The organism is Saccharothrix sp. S26 (assembly GCF_021390395.1).
GTDB lineage: Bacteria > Actinomycetota > Actinomycetes > Mycobacteriales > Pseudonocardiaceae > Actinosynnema.
Genome location: NZ_JAJUWT010000038.1, coordinates 1 through 16,236 on the forward strand (window position 1 = coordinate 1; position 16,236 = coordinate 16,236).

Sequence of the window (16,236 nt, forward strand, 5' to 3'; positions counted from 1 at the left end):
GGGGAGGGGTGATCGGAGGTGGGGTGATTCGGGGTGGGGTGATGGGAGGTGAGGGGTGGGAGGGCAGCGGGGGGTGCGGGGTGGAGGGCTGTTGTGACTGCGGTGCCGGGGTGCGTGCGCTCGGTTCACCGGCGGTCGCGGTGCCGGGCGCGGACTGTGCTGACAGCGCGAGTTCCCGGCCCACCTGCTCCAAGCGGCGGCCCAGGTGCCCGAGTTCGTCTGCGAGCCTTGTCAGGGGATCCTGCCCGGTACCGGTCATGTGACAAGGGTCGCCCCGGATCGGTGTATCCGGCATCCGTACCACTACTCATCCCGGTCCCGCCCGGACCTGGCAGAGTTCCACCGTGACTGTTCTGGTGCTCGGTTCGGCCAACGCGGACCTCGTCGTGGCGGTGCCTCGCCGTCCCGCCGGCGGTGAGACGGTCCTCGGAGGGGACGTCGACGTCCTGCCCGGCGGCAAGGGCGCGAACACCGCCGTCGCCGCCGCCCGGCTCGGGGCCGAGGTGGCGTTCGTCGGGGCGGTGGGCGGTGACGAGTACGGGGAGCTGCTGCGCGGCTCGTTGACGTCGTCGGGTGTGCGCACCGACTTCGTCCGCACGTCGGCGCGGCCCACGGGCTTGGCGTACATCACCGTGACGCCGGACGGCGAGAACTCGATCGTCGTGTCACCCGGAGCCAACTCGGACCTGGGCGCGTCCGATGTGGACGCGGTGCGGTGGGACGGCGTCTCGGTGCTGGTCTGCTCGCTGGAGGTGCCGGTGCCGACGGTGGTGCACGCGGTGCGGACGGCGGCGGCGCGCGGGGTGCGGCCGGTGCTGAACCTGTCGCCGGTGGTGGAGGTGCCCGCGCCGACGCTGGCGTCGCTGGACCCGTTGATCGTGAACGAGCACGAGGCGGCGTCGCTGGCCCCGTCGTTCGACGGGCTGCTGGCGTTGGGCCCGAAGTCGGCGGTGGTCACGTTGGGGGCGCGCGGGGCGGCCGTGGTCACGCCGGGCGGTGTGGTGGAGGTCGGTGCGCCGGAGGTGTCCGTCGTGGACACGACGGGTGCTGGGGACGCGTTCGCCGGTGCGTTGGCGGTCGGGTTGGCGGGCGGCTCGTCGTTGGTCGACGCTGCCCGGTTCGCCGCTCGGGTGGCCGCGTTGTCGGTGACGTCGGCGGGGGCGCAGCCCTCCTACCCGACGCTGGACCGGGTGCGGGCGGAGTAGGAGCGGTGGAGGCGCCCCCTTGGCACGTGCGGTCGGGGTGGCGCGAAGTTGGCCGGTGGCGTTGGCTTGGCTTCCACGTCCCGTCGAACTGAGGGTATGGTCTAGACCATGTCGAGTGCGCGGCTGAGTGGTGTCGGGGTCAGTTCCGGGCGGGCTTCCGGGCCGGTGGTCCGGGTGGCCGAGGCCCTGGGGGAGCCGCCCGTCGGACCCGCGCCGACGGATCCCGCGGCCGAGGCGGCGCGCATCAGGCCGGCGGCGGAGGTCGTGGTCGGCCGGTTGCAGGAGCGCGCGGCGGCGGCCGGCGGGGATGCGAAGGACGTGTTGGAGACGACGGCGGCGATGGCGGCGGACCCGGCGTTGTTGTCCCAGGCGGAGAAGTTGGTGGCGGCCGAGGGGTTGCCGGCGGCGCGGGCGGTGCACCAGGCGGCGGCGGGGTTCATCACCGCGCTGGAAGCGGCTGGTGGGTACATGGCCGAACGGGCGCGGGACGTGCGGGACGTCCGTGATCGGTTGGTCGCCGAGCTGCTCGGGGTGCCCGCGCCCGGTGTGCCGTCGTTGGCGTCGCCGGCCGTGCTCGTGGCGCGCGACCTCGCGCCGGCCGACACCGCGGGGCTCGACCCCGCCAAGGTGTTGGCGCTGGTCACCGAGGAGGGTGGGCCCACCTCGCACACCGCGATCCTGGCCCGGTCGCTCGGCATCCCCGCCGTGGTGGCGTGCCGGGGCGTCCTCGACCTCGACGTGGCCGCCCTGCTCGTGGACGGTGACACCGGCGTGGTGGAAGCCTCCGACGGCACCGTGCGCGCGGCGCACGTGGCAGGGCGGGTGGAGTGGAACGGGGTCGGCGTGTTGCGGGACGGGTACCGGGTGAAGGTGCTCGGCAACGTCGGGTCGCCCGCCGACGCGGTCGCGGCGGCGGCCGCTGGGGCGGAGGGCGTCGGGTTGTTCCGCACCGAGTTCTGCTTCCTGTCGGCCGGGAGCGAGCCGTCCGTGGCGGAGCAGCGGGAGGCTTACGCGGCGGTGCTCGCGCCGTTCGCGGGCAAGCCCGTGGTGGTCCGCACGTTGGACGCGGGTGCGGACAAGCCGTTGCCGTTCCTCGCGCCCGAGCCCGAGCCGAACCCGGCGCTGGGCGTGCGCGGCCTGCGGGTCGCCTTCGACCGGCCCGAGGTGCTGGAACGCCAGCTCGAAGCGATCGCCCTGGCCGCCGCGGACACCGACGCCGAGGTGTCGGTGATGGCGCCGATGGTGGCCACCGCCGCCGAGGCCGCGTGGTTCGTGGAACGGGCGCGGGCGGCCGGCATCCGGCGGGCGGGTGTGATGATCGAGATCCCGGCGGCGGCCCTGGCCGCGGCCGAGGTGCTGGCCGTGGTCGACTTCGTCTCCATCGGCACCAACGACCTGGCCCAGTACGTGTTCGCGGCGGACCGGCAGGTCGGGGCGGTGGCCGCGCTCAACGACCCGTGGCAGCCCGCGCTGCTGCGGCTGATCAAGCTAATCGGTGACGCGGGCACGGCCGCGGGCAAGCCGGTGGGCGTGTGCGGTGAGGCCGCCGCCGACCCGCTGCTGGCGTGCGTGCTGACCGGGTTGGGTGTGACGAGCCTGTCGATGAACCACACGGCGTTGGCGGGTGTCGGCGCGAAGCTCGCCTCGACCAGCTTCGACCTGTGCCAACTGGCGGCCCGGGGCGCGGTGGCGGCGGCGGACCCGGCGGCGGCGAAGCTCGCGGCCCGCGCCCCTCACTGACCGACGGCGTCCAGCAAGGCGTCGCGCACCAGCTCGATCAGGGGGTGGTCCTCGCTGCCCCGGCGGACCGCCGCGACCACGCGTCGCAACGGGGCCGTGCCGCGGACCGGCACACCGCGCACGGCGTTGCGCGGCACCAGGGCCACGCCCGCGCCCGCCCGCACCAGAGCGCCGATGGCCCGGAAGTCGTCGGACGTGTGCGTGATCCGCGGCGCGAAGCCGGCGTGCTCGCAGGCCAGTTGCACGACGTCGCGCACCGGGTTGCCCGGCAGCGTCACGACCCAGTCGTCGTCCGCCAGGTCGGCCAGGTCGACCTCCGCCCGACCGGCCAACGGGTGCTCCGGCGGCAGCACCACGTCGAACGGCTCGGTGTAGAGCGGGAACCGGGTCAGCCGGCGGTCGTCGGTGCGCAGCCGGTACTCCTCGGTGATCGCCAGGTCGATCTCGCCGTCGAGCAGCAACGGCACGCTGGCGTGCCCCTCCACGTCGCGCACCCGCAGCGTCACGTCCGGCGCGGACACCCGCAGCGCGGCCAGCGCGGGCGCGACGACCTGCGTGATCGCGGAGGCGAAGCTGCCGACCTCGACCCGACCGGTGGTGCCCGAGGTGAACGCCGCCAGCGTCGCCTGCGCCCGCTCCAGCTCGGCGGCCACCGCGTTGGCGTGCCGGACCAGCAGCTCGCCCGCCGCGGTCAACGACACCCGCCGGCCGCGCCGCCGCAGCAGCTCGTGGCCCACCTCCGACTCCAGGGCGGCGAGTTGCTGCGACACCGCGGACGGCGTCAGGTGCAGCGCCCGGGCCGCCGCCGTGACGGTGCCGTGGTCGGCCAGCGCGCGCAGCACCCGCAGCCGGCGGGGGTCGATCACCCCGACCCACCGCCCGGGTGCGCGGCAGGCACCGGTGGGGTACCGAGTGGCATGCGTTCCGACGGCGTCCCCGGCCTGGTCATCGCGGGACTCGGCCTGCTCGTCCTGGTCGTGTTCGGCTTCGTCGTGCCCAGTGCCCGGGCGGGCGGGTTCGCGGTGAACGGCACGGTGGTGGCGCTGTCGCTCCTCGTGCCCGCCGTCCTGCCGGTGCTCGTCGGGATGCGCAAGCGCCAGCTCACATCCGGTCGCGGGCGGCGATGAACGCGTCCACCGCGCGGTTGACGTCGTCGGTCGAGTGGGCCGCCGACATCTGCGTGCGGATGCGCGCCTTGCCGTGCGGCACGACCGGGTACGAGAAGCCGATCACGTAGATGCCCTGCTCCAGCAGCAGGTCGGCCATGCGGGACGCGCGCGCCGCGTCGCCGATCATCACCGGGATGATCGGGTGCTCCCCCGGCAGCAGGTCGAAGCCCGCCTCGGTCATCCGGGAGCGGAACAGCGCGGTGTTCTCGCGCAGCCTGGTCAGCAGCTCGCCGGACGAGCTGAGCAGGTCCAGCGCGGCGATCGCGGCCGCGGTGATCGACGGGGCCAGGGAGTTGGAGAACAGGTACGGCCGCGACCGCTGCCGCAGCATCTCCACGATCTCCGCCCGCCCGGAGGTGTAGCCGCCGGACGCGCCGCCCAGCGCCTTGCCCAGCGTGCCGGTGACGATGTCCACCCGGTCCCGCACGCCGAACAGCTCGGGCGTGCCGCGACCGTTCGGCCCGGTGAAGCCCACCGCGTGCGAGTCGTCCACCATGACCAGCGCGTCGTACCGCTCGGCCAGGTCGCAGATGTCGTCCAGCGGCGCGAGGTAGCCGTCCATGGAGAACACGCCGTCGGTGGCGATGAGCCGGTAGCGGGCGTCGGCGGTGTCCTTGAGCTGCCGTTCCAGGTCGTCCATGTCCCGGTTGCGGTAGCGGTGGCGGCGAGCCTTCGACAGCCGCACCCCGTCGATGATCGACGCGTGGTTCAGCTCGTCGGAGATGATCGCGTCCTGCGCGCCCAGCAGCGTCTCGAACAGGCCGCCGTTGGCGTCGAAGCACGAGCTGTACAGGATCGTGTCGTCGGTGCCCAGGAACTCCGAGAGCCGCCGTTCCAGCTCCTTGTGCGGTTCCTGCGTACCGCAGATGAACCGCACCGACGCCATGCCGAAGCCCCACCGGTCCAACGCCTCGTGCGCGGCCTGGACCAGCTTCGGGTGGTCGGCCAGGCCCAGGTAGTTGTTGGCGCAGAAGTTCAGCACCTCGGCGCCGGACCCGACCCGGACCGCGGCGCTCTGCGGCGTGCCGATCACCCGTTCCGCCTTGTAGAGCCCGGCCTCGCGGATCTCGTCCAGCCCGGCCCGCAGGTCCTCGCGCATCGCGCCGTACATCAGTGAGCTCCCGTCCAGTCGAGGATGACCTTGCCGCACTTGCCCTCGCGCGCCGTCGCGAACGCCTCGTCGAACGCCGTGTAGTCGAACCGGTGCGTGATCACCGGCGTCAGGTCGAGGCCGCGTTGCAGCAGCACGGACATCGAGTACCAGGTCTCGAACATCTCCCGCCCGTAGATGCCCTTGATGTGGAGCATCTTCAGCACCACGCTGCTCCAGTCGACCGCGAACTGCTCGGCGGGCAGCCCGAGCATGGCGATCCGGCCGCCGTGGGCCATGTTGCCGATCATCTCCTGCAACGCGACCGGCTTGCCGGACATCTCCATGCCGACGTCGAAGCCCTCGGTCATGCCCAGCTCGGCCTGCGCCTCGGCGATCGTGCGCTCGGTGACGTCGAGCGCGAGGTCCACGCCCACCCGGCGGGCCAGCTCCAGCCGGTGCTCGCTGACGTCGGTGATCACGACGTTGCGCGCGCCCGCGTGCTTGGCCACGGCCGCCGCCATGATCCCGATCGGGCCCGCGCCCGTGATCAGCACGTCCTCGCCGATGACCGGGAACGACAGCGCGGTGTGCACGGCGTTGCCGAAGGGGTCGAAGATCGCCGCCACGTCCAGGTCGACGGGCGCGCGGTGCACCCAGGCGTTCTCCTCGGGCAGCACCACGTACTGCGCGAACGCGCCGTCGCTGTGCACGCCCAGGCCGCGCGTGTGGGCGCACAGGTGCCGCCGGCCCGCCTTGCAGTTGCGGCACGAGCCGCACACCAGGTGGCCCTCGCCGCTGACCAGGTCGCCGACCTTCACGCCGGTCACCGCGGGCCCGGTCTCGACCACCTCGCCGACGAACTCGTGCCCGAGCACGAGCGGGGCGTGGATGTTGTGCGCGGCCCACTCGTCCCACGAGTCGATGTGCAGGTCCGTGCCGCAGATGCCGGTCCGCAGCACGCGGACCACGACGTCACCGGGGCCGGGGGTGGGGTCCGGGACGTCGGTCAACGACAGCCCCGGCCCGGCGGTCGCCTTGACCAGTGCCTTCATGCGGGCGAGTGTGCCCCCGCCCCTTTGTGCAGTCCATCAGGACTTTCTGAATTCACTCGTAAGTTCAGCTTCATAGGCGATGTTGCGCGCCATGCCGCCGAACACGATCCCGTGGAACGGCCACACCAGCCACCAGTACACGTGCCCGGCCAACCCGCGCGGCACGAACACCGCCCGTTGCCGGTAGGTCGACCCGCCGCCCTCGGCCGCCGCCACCCGCAGCTCCAACCAGGCCAAACCGGGCACCCGCATCTCCGCGCGCAGCCGCAGCAGCCGGCCCCGGTCGAGCTCCTCGACCCGCCAGAAGTCCAGCGCTTCGCCCACGTGCAACCGCCTCGGGTCACGCCGCCCGCGCCGCAGGCCCACCCCGCCGACCAGCCGGTCCAGCCACCCGCGCACCGCCCAGGCGAGCGGGAACGAGTACCAGCCGTGCTCGCCGCCGATGCCCTCCACGACCTGCCACAGCCGGTCCGGTGACGCGGCGGTCCGCCGTTCCCGCACGTCGACGTACGAGGAGCCGCCGGACCAGTCGGGGTCGGTGGGCAACGGGTCGGCGGGCGCGCCCGGCACCGACGCGCCCGACCAGCGGGTCTCCACGTCCGCGTCACGCACCCTCGCCAGCGCCAGGGCCACCGCGCGGTCGTAACCGAGGTTCTCCCCCGGCAGGAGGGTCTCGATGTCGTGCTCCCGGCACACCACCTCGTGCACCAGCGACTCGATCAACGGCGACGCGATCGAGCGCGGCACCGGCGTGACCAGGTTGACCCAGTGCGCGGACAGGCGCGGCGTGAGCACGGGCACCGGCAGGACGCGCCGGCGCCGCAGCCCGGCCACCCGCGCGTAGCGCAGCATCATCTCCAGGTAGGTGAGCACGTCCGGGCCGCCGATGTCGAACGACCGGTTCACCTCCGCCGGCAGCCCCACGACGTCGACCAGGTACCGCAGCACGTCCCGCACCGCGATCGGCTGGACCCGGTTGCGCACCCAGCGCGGCGTCACCATGACCGGCAGCCGCTCGGTGAGGTAGCGCAGCATCTCGAAGCTCGCCGACCCGGACCCGATGACCACCGCCGCCTGGAGCACCACCGCGGGCACCGGGCCGCGCAGGAACACGTCCCCGACCTCCGCGCGCGAGGCCAGGTGCGGTGACAGCGCCACCCCCGGCGGGTGCAGCCCGCCCAGGTAGACGATCCGCCGCACGCCCGCGCCCGCCGCCGCCCGGGCGGTGTTCTCCGCCGCGCGCCGGTCCGCGTCGGCGAAGCCGGGGTCGCTCAACGAGTGGACGAGGTAGTGCACCACGTCGACCTCGCGCATCGCCGCGACCAGCGAAGCCGGGTCGAGCACGTCGCCGCGCACGACCTCCACCCGCCCGGCCCACGGCACGTCCCGCAGCTTGCGCGGGTCGCGCACGAGGCACCGGACCCGGTGGCCCGCGGCGAGCAGCCGGGGCACGAGCCGTCCGCCGAGGTAGCCGGTCGCGCCGGTGACGAGGCAGTGCACGCCTCGATCCTCACCGGGCGCGGGCCGGTGCGCACGACGGCGTCACGCGTGCCGGAACCAGCGGGTCTTCTTCTTGATCTCCACGTTGCCCGCGCGCACGTGCCCGTGCACCACGAAGTGCGGCCGGCCGTTCACGCCCGAGCCCACCTTGTCCTTGAGGTTGCTCGCGGCCAGCTCGACGCCGTCGGCGTTGACCGTCGCCCCCTCCGGCAGCACCAGCTTCACCGACCCGGCGGTCACGTCCAGCTCGATGTCCACCACCGCGTGCGGGATGGACGCCTCGCGGAAGTCCAGGTCCGTCGACCCCATCCGGCTGCGCACGACGAGCTGCCGCGGCACCGACCAGTTGCCCTTGCGGTTGACCGTGGACATGGTGGCCTTGAGCTCCTGCCGGTCCGCGGGCAGGGCGAGCACCTGCTCGTTGTGCACCATGCCCGGCAGGTCCAGCAGCACCGCGTTGAGCTCGCCGCGGGTGCGGGCGGCCAGCGCGGTGTCGGTGCGCTCGGTGAACTCGTCCAGCGTGATCAGCCCGCGGCCGATCGCCTTCTGCAACAGGCCGACGACGTGCTCGCGTTCGGCGTCGGACACCCGGAAGTCCCTCGGGTCGGTCATAACTCAGCCCTCCGGTTCGACGTCGAGCCCGTGCTCGATCGCGTACCGCGCCAGCTCGACGCGGTTGTGCAGTTGCAGCTTGCGCAGGGTGGACTGCACGTGGTTCTCCACCGTGCGGTGCGAGATGACCAGCCGGTTCGCGATCTGCCGCGCGGTCAGCCCCTTGGCCACCAGCCGCAGCACCTCGGTCTCCCGCTCGGTGAGCTGCGGCTTGTCGTCGTCCGGCGTGGCGGCCATCCGCCGGTACTCGCCCAGCACCAGGCCCGCCAGGCCCGCAGTGAACACCGCGTCGCCCGCCGCGGTCCGGTTCACCGCCTCCACCAGCTCCTCGGCCGACGCCGACTTGACCAGGTAGCCCGAGGCGCCCGCCTTCACCGCCTCCAGCACGTCGCTGTGCTCGCCGCTCGCGGACAGCACCAGCACCCTGGTGCCCTCCAGCGAGCCGGTGATCATCGTCGTCGCCTCGACCCCCGTCGTCTCGCCGAGGTTGAGGTCCATCAGCACCACGTCGGGCCGCACCGCGCGGGCGATCCGCACCGCCGACGCGGCGTCACCGGCCGTCGCGACCACCTCGAAGCCGCGCTCGGACAGGTCGCGCGCGACGCCGTCGCGCCACAGCGGGTGGTCGTCCACCACCATCACGGACACGCTCATCTGTAGACCCGCACCTCCCATTCGGTGCCCTCCCCCGGCCCCGTCTGCAGCTCAAGGGTGCCACGCAGGGCCTCGACCCGGCCCCGGATCGACTGGGCGACGCCCATCCGCCCCTCCGCCTCGGCGGAGGCCAACCGGCCCTCGGGGATGCCGGGGCCGTCGTCGCGCACGCTGATCACGACCTCGTCGCCGAGGTCCTCCAGCAGCACCCACGCCCGCGCGTCCGGGCCCGCGTGCTTGTCCACGTTGGACAGCGCCTCGCGCACCACGGCGGTCAGCTCGAACGCCGTGCCGGCCGGCAGCATCACCTGAGTGGCCGGCGTGGACACCTGGAACCGGGACGTGGCCAGCAGTTGCAGCGCCGGCCGCAGGTCCGCGTCACCGTCCACGGTGGACTCCGTCGGCGCGGCCGCCACCAGCGACCGCAACGCGACCTCCTGCTCACCGGCCAGCTCCGCCAGCTCCGCCGCCTCGCCGCCGAGCTCCGTGCCGCGCTTGCGCACGCGGGCCAGCACCTGGAGCACGCCGTCGTGGATGGACCGCGCCAGCCGCTCGCGCTCGGCCGTGGCCGCCTCGGTCCGCAACGCCTGCGCCAGCCGCACCGCCGAGCGGCGCGCCGTGGACGACGCCATGCCCACCACGAACCCGGCGCCGGCCAGCAGGACCACGTCGCGCACCAGGTCGACGCTGAGCGCGCCCCGGTTGAGGTAGGTGCTCAACCCGACCACGAACCCCGACAGCGCGCCCGCGACCTGACCGCCGAGCGCGCCCGCCGCCACCGGCGGGCACGCCGCCCAGATCGTGGTGATCAGCGGGACGTTGAACAGGAACTGGGCGTCGGTCATGATCAGCGGCGAGAGCGACATCAGGCCGCAGGTGATCGCCACGTCGGCCACCACGACCCACGGGCGGCGGCCGTGCTCCCGGCTGTAGGCCTGCACGGTGAACACCGACCACAGGGCCATCGCCGCGACCGTCGCCCACGCCAGCCACGGGCGCTCGTACTCGTCGTGCTGGTCGATCGCGTTGCCGAGAGCGAACAGGAACGTCACGATGCGTAGCGCTACCGTTCCCCGCCAGAGGTGCGCGACGGGGTCCTCCAGGGCGGTTGTCCCCTGGTCGGGTGGCTTCGTGTGCACGGTGTGCTCCCTTCGCCCCCAATCTTGCCGTGTCGGAGTGGCCCAGCTAACCCCCAGGTGGCCGTCTGTTCCGATACCGACACCTGTGGAAGGCTGACGGGAGTCACCGAGCGTGATCTCGTGGAGTCTGATTTCCTCCGCAGGTGAAGATCACGCCCGTGGACCGCTGTGGCGAGGGAGGGCCTGGCGTGCGCCACTGGCCATTGTGGACGCTCAAGCGCTCCGCGCTGGCCTACTGGCTGCTCGTGGACGCGCTGGCGCTGGCGGTCGTCGTGTACGCCATCGTGACGTCGCCGCAGCCCACCCCGGGTCAGATCGGCCGGTTCGCGGCCATCGCGGGCACCGCGGGCGCGGTGATCATCGGCAGCTCGATCCACAGCCACCGGGTCGGTGAGGCCGCCCGCAACCCGTGGGCCGCCCACCTGTGCTACCTCACCGCGGGCCTGGTCGCCCTGCCGTGCAACCTGCTCGTGCTGCTGCTGTTCGGCCCCGCGCTGCACGGCGTGCTGACCCAGCGCCCGGAGTCGCACCGCTGGGTGTTCACCCTGGCCGCGACCACGCTGGCCGTGTTCACCACCCGGTGCGCCATCGGCTGGGCCGAGCCGAACACCGACCTGGGCGTCATGGTGCTCGGCGCGACCGTGCTGCTGGTGCTGCGGGCCGGCCTGATCGCGCTGGGTCTGAAGCTGCGCAGCCCGCGGGCCAAGGGCGAGGACGTCATCGGCGAGCCGATCGACGTGGTGCTGGGCATCGTCGCGGTGAGCATCGGCGGCCTGATGGGCTTCGTCGCCGCGACCACCCCCGTGCACGCGCTGATGGCCGGACCGCCCCTGGCCCTGCTGGAACGGGCCGCGCAGCTGCCGCAGTGGCGGCGTTCGGCCCAGCGCGACGCCAAGACCGGCCTGGCCAACGCCGTGCACTGGGACAGCCGCGCCCGCTACGAGCTGGCCAAGGCACGGGCGCGCGACCGGCCCATGGCCGTGATGCTGCTCGACCTGGACCACTTCAAGCGGGTCAACGACGAGGTCGGCCACCTGGCGGGCGACTCGGCGCTCAGCGCGGTCGCGCTGCTGCTCAGCGGCACGGTCCGGCGCGGCGACCTGGTCGGCCGCTTCGGCGGCGAGGAGTTCGTGGTGCTGCTGCCCGACGCCGAACCGGCCGTCGCCCGCAACGTGGCGCAACGCGTGCGGCACGCCGTCGCCGAACTCGCCGTGCCCACCGTCGGCACGGACGGCCGCGAGCACCTGCTCACCGGCCTGACCGTGAGCATCGGCGTGGCGACCACCCAGCGGTTCGGCTACGAGCTGCCGGACCTGCTGGTGGCCGCCGACGCCGCCCTGCTCGCGGCCAAGGGCTACGGCCGCAACCTGGTCGAGATGGCCTGACCGCTACTTCCTGCCGCTGTGCTCGGCGGTCGGCCCTTCGGTGTCGTCGATGTCCTGCACCCGGTCCCCGCCGGTGTCCACGGGTCCGCTCTCCTGGGGTTCGAGCACGTCGACCTGGCGCGGCGCGACGTCGCGGTCCGACTCCGACAGCAACGACCTGATCCCCGAGTTCAGCACCGCGAGCAGCGGCACGGCCAGCAGCGCGCCGGCGATGCCGCTCACCACCAGACCGGTGGTGATCGCCAGCACCACGGCCAGCGGGTGCAGCTTCACCGCGCGGCCCAGCAGCAGCGGCTGGAGCACGTGGCTCTCCAGCTGCATCACGCCGATCAGGATGGCCAGGACGACCAGGGCCGCCACCGGGCTCACCGCCACCAGCGCCACCAGCACCGCGACCGCGCCGGTGATCACCGCGCCCACGATCGGGATGAACGCGCCGAGGAACACCAGCGCCGACAGCGGCACCACCAGCGGCACGTCCACGATCCACAGGCCGATGCCCACGCCGACCGCGTCCACCACGGCCACCAGGGCGGTCGCCCGCACGTAGGACACCAGCGAGGCGAAACCGCGCCGCCCCGCCACGTCGGCCCGGTCGCGCACGTCGCGCGGCACGATCCGGACCAGGAACCGCCAGATCCCGTCGCCGTCGTGCAGGAAGAAGATGAGCGTGAACAGCGCCAGGATGAGACCGGTCAGGATCTCGCCCAGGGTCGCCGCGGTGGTCAGCGCGCCCGAGGTGATGTCGGCCTGGTTGTCCTGGATGGTCTTCACCATCTCGTCCAGGTACTCCTGGAGCTGGACGTCGCTGAGGTGCAGCGGCCCGTCGCGCAGCCAGTCGCGGATCTGCTCGAGGCTCTTGCCCACCTGCACCTGGAGCTGCGGCAGGCCCTTGGAGAACTCGTTGATCACGAACGTCAGCACGCCGCCGACCAGCGCGATGCCCCCGACCAGGACCACGCCCGTGGACAGCCCGCGCGGGATGCCCGCCCGGGCCAGCTGCGACACCGCGGGCGACAGCAGCGCGGCCAGCAGCAGCGCCACCCCCACGGGGATGACGATGGTGGCCAGGAACCCCACCACGTGGAACACCACGTAGAGGGCCGCCACCACGGCGACGAACCGCCAGCTCAGCGCCGCGGACACGCGCAGCAGCGCCGGCACGTTGTCGGTGATCTTCCGTTCCGTCCCCGTCACGCGCACCACGCTAGTCGGCCGCGGGCCCGCCGGCGGGTCGGTCGGGCACCGCCGGCGGCATGGCGGACCCCACGTTTCGGATTCGGTCAAACGCCCGCGCGACGGGACCGGCGGGTGATCGGATCGCGGGCGTGACTGCCGAGCAGACCGTCGAGGACGCCGTCCGCGCCGCGTTCGCCGCCGGACGCCCGCTGCGGTTCGACCCGAAGAAGCCCCAACGGGAGCGCACGGTCCGCGGCGAGGTGCTGTCGGAGCTGCTCACCTCGGGCGGGCGGACCGGCTCGCTGCGGCTGGTCGGCGCGAACGTCGTCGGCTCGTTCGCGCTCGAAGGCGCGCGGGTCGACCACGTGGTCGACTTCCTGGACTGCACCTTCGAACGGCCGCCGGACCTGCGCATGGCCCGCCTGGTCGGCCTGCGGATGCGTGGCTGCAAGGTGCCCGGGCTGTGGGGCCGCAACCTGCGCGTGGGCAGCGACCTGGTGCTGGAGGCGGGCTTCACCAGCGACGGCGTGGTCGACCTGACCGACGCCTCGGTCGACGGCACGTTCCGGCTGGCCGGGGCCGTGCTGCGCAGCCGGGGTGGTGACCACGCCCTGCTCGCCGCCCGCATCCGCCTGTCCGGCTCGTTGCAGGCCATCGCGGTGCGCGCGGGCGGCGAGGTGCGGCTGCGCGGCGCGAACGTCGGCGGCAACGTGCACCTGGGCGGCGCGCGTCTGCTCAACGCGGGCCAGAACGCCCTCGACGCCACCGGCGTCACCATCGCGGGCACGTTGTTCTGCGACGCCGAGGGCGGCCGGTTCACCGCCGAGGGCCGCATCCTGCTCGACGGCGCGCGGGTCGGCGGCAGCGTCGTGTTCTCCGGGGCGCGCCTGCACGCCAGCGTGGTCGACCGCCCGGTCCTGGTGATCCCGCGCGGCACCGCCGACGAGGCCGCCGCGCTCGTCGCCGACCGCATGAGGGTTGAGGGCAACGTCGAGCTGGACGACGGCTTCACCTCCTCCGGCACGGTCCGCCTGCCCAACGCCGAGGTCGGCGGCTACCTGCGGCTGTCCGGCGCGGTGATCGGCCGCCGGGACTCGGTCGAGGAGCCTGCCGACGACACCGGCGAGGTCGTCCAGCGCATCCCCGTGGCGCTGCACGCGGACGGCATCCAGGTGCGCGGCGACCTCGAAGCGCGCGGCGCGGTCAACGGCGGCGACGGCGAACGCGACGGGGCGCTGCGCGCCTACGGCCAGGTGCGGCTCGTTGACGCGCACGTGCGGGGCAGCGCGTCGCTCTCCGGCGTGCGGCTGCACGGTCCCGGCATCGATGTGCTGTTCGCCGACCGGCTCCGCGTCGGCGGCACGCTGTTCCTCCGCGACCTGCGCGCCCTGGGCTCGCTGCGCCTGCAGAACGCCGAGATCGGCTCCACCCTCGACTGCTCCGGCGCGTCCTTGCTCCAGCCGCGCCGCCGCCCCGACGGCACGGTGAAGCCGTCGCTGGACGCCCGCGTGGCGACCGTCGGCAAGGACTTCCTGTGCAGCCACGGCTTCACCGCGTCGGGCGGCGTGCGGCTGCGGCTGGCCGAGGTCGGCAAGATGGCCACGTTCGCGGGTGCGCGGCTGGGCGGTCCGGGCAGCGACATCGCGCTGAACGCCTACGGCCTCACGGTGAGCCAGCTCGTGCTGCGGCTCTCGGAGGACCGGATCCCGGTCGGCCGGGTCGTGCTGACGCGGGTGAGCGCGACGACCGTGCTGGACGGGCCGGGCCTGTGGGCCGCGACCGGCGGCGTGGACGTGGAGGACTTCACGTTCCGCTCGATCTCCTCCACCCCGCACGTCGACGTGCGCACCCGGCTGCGCTGGCTGCGCGAGGTGCAGCCGGACTTCGCGCCGGGGCCGTACGAGCAGTTGGCCGCGGTGTACCGCGACGGCGGCGAGGAGGAGCTGGCGCAGCTCGTGCAGTTGGAGAAGCAGCACCGGCGCTACTCCGAGCTCGGCGTCGCGGGCCGGGTCTGGGGGTTCCTCCAGCGCTGGACGGTCGGCTACGGCTACCGGCCGTGGCTCGCGATCGCCTGGCTGGCCGCGTTCTGGCTGTTCGGCTCGGGCTGGTTCCTGGGCCACGAGATGCCCAAGCTCAACGACGACGAGTCGCCGTCGTGGAACGCGTGGCTGCTGTCGATGGACCTGCTGATCCCGATCGTGGACCTCGGCCAGGACGGCAAGTGGAAGTTCAGCGGTGCCTCGCAGTGGATTTCCAGCACGCTCATCGCGGTCGGCTGGATCCTGGCGTCCACGGCCGCCGCCGGCGCGGCCCGGGTGCTCAAGCGCGTCTGATCACTGAACGTCACTGGTGAAAACACAGAGTGTTCGTCACACGATCCGGCGAACCAGGTGTGGATGGAGTGCGCCGGGCACCTCGCGGCTGGCACTCTCTCGTCGTCGGCTTGATCACCCAGATCACCTCGCCGGCGAATCCCAGGTGCTTTCGGCGGAGGTTCCAGCGATGTCGTGCGGTGACCAGCGAGTGGGGACGGGGGCGAGCCGCGTTCGGCGGCTGCTCTCCCGCGCCCTGCTGGTCGCCGGCGGCGCGCTGGCCGGCACCGCCGCGGCCTGGGTGCTGTCGGCCGCGCCCGCGTCCGCGCAGATCCCGGTCGACGAGGTCGCCGAGGTCGCGCAGGAGTCGTTGTCGCCCAGCGGGGCGCAGAGCCGGGTCGAGGCCGCGTTGGCCCCGGTCCGCGCGAGCGAGGTGGGCCGGGCGGTCCAAGAGCTCGACACGGCGCTGCGCACCCCGCGGGTGCCCGAGCCGAGCCCGCCGCGCCTGCGGCAGGTCGCGGAGGACATCCGCGACGCCGTCGGAGGCGTGCGCGGCTGGTTCCAGCCCCGCGCGTCCGAGCTGGAGCCCGCCGTCGACGTCGTCGGCGGTGCGGTGGCGCAGGGCGTCGCCGAGACCACCCCGGCCGCCGCCGCCGTGCCGGTCACCGCCGGCACCCCGGTGGTGCACGGGGTGTTCGGCAAGCTCAGCCGGACGTGGTTCGACGCGCCGCGACCCCAGGTCGTGACGATGCCCGGCGACGCGGTGCCCTCCCTGCCGGGAGACCCGTCCGGACCGCCGTCGATGCCGTTCGCGCCGCTCGGCGCGCCGGCCCACTGCTCCTGCGGTGGCGACGGCTCCGGTTCCGCCAACGGCGGCAGCGGCCAGTTCACGGTCGTCTCCGCCGACCACATCGACGCCGCGGTGGCCCGGGCTCTGTTCCCCGCCACCGAGCGGAACGTCGTGATGCCGGGCAAGCAGCCCGGCATCACCCCCGACTGACCACAGCGCGCGGTCCGAGGCGGCTCATCGTCGAGCCGGCCCGGTAATCGACCGTCGCGCCGCTTCGCGTGCGCTCCCACACCGGTCGAGATGCCGCGCTCCCCCTCCAGATGACCCGGGTGGTCGTCGTCTCCGACGCGCTCCAGCGTCCGACCACCCCTCACCTCCCGCAAGGGACATTGAAGAAGGAGAACCC

At 73.5% G+C, this 16,236-nt stretch carries 14 protein-coding genes; 6 read left to right on the forward strand and 8 right to left on the reverse strand.

Features of this window, described 5'->3' with window-relative positions:
• Positions 1–344 precede the first annotated feature (344 nt).
• Both LZG04_RS40190 and ptsP read left to right on the forward strand, forming a co-directional pair.
• The gene (locus tag LZG04_RS40190) at positions 345–1,205 is read left to right on the forward strand and encodes a ribokinase (RefSeq protein ID WP_233827210.1); all 861 of its coding nucleotides are present in this window, start codon (positions 345–347) and stop codon (positions 1,203–1,205) included.
• A gap of 108 nt (positions 1,206–1,313) precedes the next feature.
• Entirely contained in the window at positions 1,314–2,945 is a 1,632-nt protein-coding gene (gene ptsP / locus LZG04_RS40195) for a phosphoenolpyruvate--protein phosphotransferase (protein ID WP_233827211.1), read from the forward strand.
• Here ptsP and LZG04_RS40200 read toward each other — a convergent pair.
• Positions 2,939–3,811: a LysR family transcriptional regulator gene (locus tag LZG04_RS40200; RefSeq protein ID WP_233827212.1), complete on the reverse strand. Its 873-nt coding sequence runs from the start codon at positions 3,809–3,811 to the stop codon at positions 2,939–2,941. The genes ptsP and LZG04_RS40200 overlap by 7 nt on opposite strands.
• Positions 3,812–3,862: 51 nt before the next feature.
• Here LZG04_RS40200 and LZG04_RS40205 point away from each other — a divergent pair, with 51 nt between their 5' ends.
• A complete protein-coding gene (locus LZG04_RS40205; protein ID WP_233827213.1) occupies positions 3,863–4,072 on the forward strand; it encodes a hypothetical protein in 210 nt (69 codons plus the stop codon).
• Here the strand turns inward: LZG04_RS40205 and LZG04_RS40210 are convergent.
• From LZG04_RS40210 to macS, 6 genes are read right to left on the reverse strand one after another with little or no spacing between them, the layout of a single operon-like run.
• The gene (locus LZG04_RS40210) at positions 4,047–5,225 is read right to left on the reverse strand and encodes a glycine C-acetyltransferase (RefSeq protein ID WP_233827214.1); all 1,179 of its coding nucleotides are present in this window, start codon (positions 5,223–5,225) and stop codon (positions 4,047–4,049) included. The two genes, LZG04_RS40205 and LZG04_RS40210, sit on opposite strands and share 26 nt — an antisense overlap.
• Positions 5,225–6,259 carry an L-threonine 3-dehydrogenase gene (tdh, locus tag LZG04_RS40215; RefSeq protein WP_233827215.1) on the reverse strand — a complete coding sequence of 345 codons (1,035 nt, stop codon included), beginning with the start codon at positions 6,257–6,259 and terminating at the stop codon, positions 5,225–5,227. The genes LZG04_RS40210 and tdh overlap by 1 nt, the downstream gene beginning before the upstream one ends.
• Positions 6,260–6,295: 36 nt before the next feature.
• Positions 6,296–7,759: an SDR family oxidoreductase gene (locus tag LZG04_RS40220; RefSeq protein WP_233827216.1), complete on the reverse strand. Its 1,464-nt coding sequence runs from the start codon at positions 7,757–7,759 to the stop codon at positions 6,296–6,298.
• A gap of 42 nt (positions 7,760–7,801) precedes the next feature.
• The gene (locus LZG04_RS40225) at positions 7,802–8,371 is read right to left on the reverse strand and encodes a DUF1707 domain-containing protein (RefSeq protein WP_233827217.1); all 570 of its coding nucleotides are present in this window, start codon (positions 8,369–8,371) and stop codon (positions 7,802–7,804) included.
• A gap of 3 nt (positions 8,372–8,374) precedes the next feature.
• Entirely contained in the window at positions 8,375–9,025 is a 651-nt protein-coding gene (locus LZG04_RS40230; RefSeq protein WP_073897864.1) for a response regulator transcription factor, read from the reverse strand.
• Positions 9,022–10,164: a MacS family sensor histidine kinase gene (macS, locus tag LZG04_RS40235; RefSeq protein ID WP_308199685.1), complete on the reverse strand. Its 1,143-nt coding sequence runs from the start codon at positions 10,162–10,164 to the stop codon at positions 9,022–9,024. The genes LZG04_RS40230 and macS overlap by 4 nt, the downstream gene beginning before the upstream one ends.
• Positions 10,165–10,352: 188 nt before the next feature.
• Here macS and LZG04_RS40240 point away from each other — a divergent pair, with 188 nt between their 5' ends.
• Complete coding sequence (locus LZG04_RS40240; protein ID WP_233827219.1) at positions 10,353–11,549, forward strand: GGDEF domain-containing protein; 1,197 nt, start codon at positions 10,353–10,355, stop codon at positions 11,547–11,549.
• 3 nt (positions 11,550–11,552) lie between these two features.
• On the opposite strand, the gene LZG04_RS40245 is transcribed toward LZG04_RS40240, so the two are convergent.
• Positions 11,553–12,746, reverse strand: coding sequence for an AI-2E family transporter (locus LZG04_RS40245; protein WP_233827220.1), 1,194 nt, complete (start codon positions 12,744–12,746; stop codon positions 11,553–11,555).
• A gap of 131 nt (positions 12,747–12,877) precedes the next feature.
• On the opposite strand from LZG04_RS40245, the gene LZG04_RS40250 reads away from it, so the two are divergent.
• Together LZG04_RS40250 and LZG04_RS40255 are read left to right on the forward strand one after the other, a co-directional pair.
• Positions 12,878–15,061, forward strand: coding sequence for a hypothetical protein (locus LZG04_RS40250; RefSeq protein ID WP_233827221.1), 2,184 nt, complete (start codon positions 12,878–12,880; stop codon positions 15,059–15,061).
• Positions 15,062–15,251: 190 nt separating this feature from the next.
• Positions 15,252–16,040, forward strand: coding sequence for a hypothetical protein (locus LZG04_RS40255; protein ID WP_233827222.1), 789 nt, complete (start codon positions 15,252–15,254; stop codon positions 16,038–16,040).
• Positions 16,041–16,236: the final 196 nt, after the last annotated feature.

What these genes read in the sequence shown, in the direction of transcription:
- ptsP (WP_233827211.1), top strand. Translation starts at nt 1,314, where the DNA reads ATGTCGAGTGCGCGGCTGAGTGGTGTCGGGGTCAGTTCCGGGCGGGCT.
- LZG04_RS40210 (WP_233827214.1), bottom strand. Translation starts at nt 5,225, where the DNA reads ATGTACGGCGCGATGCGCGAGGACCTGCGGGCCGGGCTGGACGAGATC.
- tdh (WP_233827215.1), bottom strand. Translation starts at nt 6,259, where the DNA reads ATGAAGGCACTGGTCAAGGCGACCGCCGGGCCGGGGCTGTCGTTGACC.
- LZG04_RS40205 (WP_233827213.1), top strand. Translation starts at nt 3,863, where the DNA reads ATGCGTTCCGACGGCGTCCCCGGCCTGGTCATCGCGGGACTCGGCCTG.
- LZG04_RS40230 (WP_073897864.1), bottom strand. Translation starts at nt 9,025, where the DNA reads ATGAGCGTGTCCGTGATGGTGGTGGACGACCACCCGCTGTGGCGCGAC.
- LZG04_RS40225 (WP_233827217.1), bottom strand. Translation starts at nt 8,371, where the DNA reads ATGACCGACCCGAGGGACTTCCGGGTGTCCGACGCCGAACGCGAGCAC.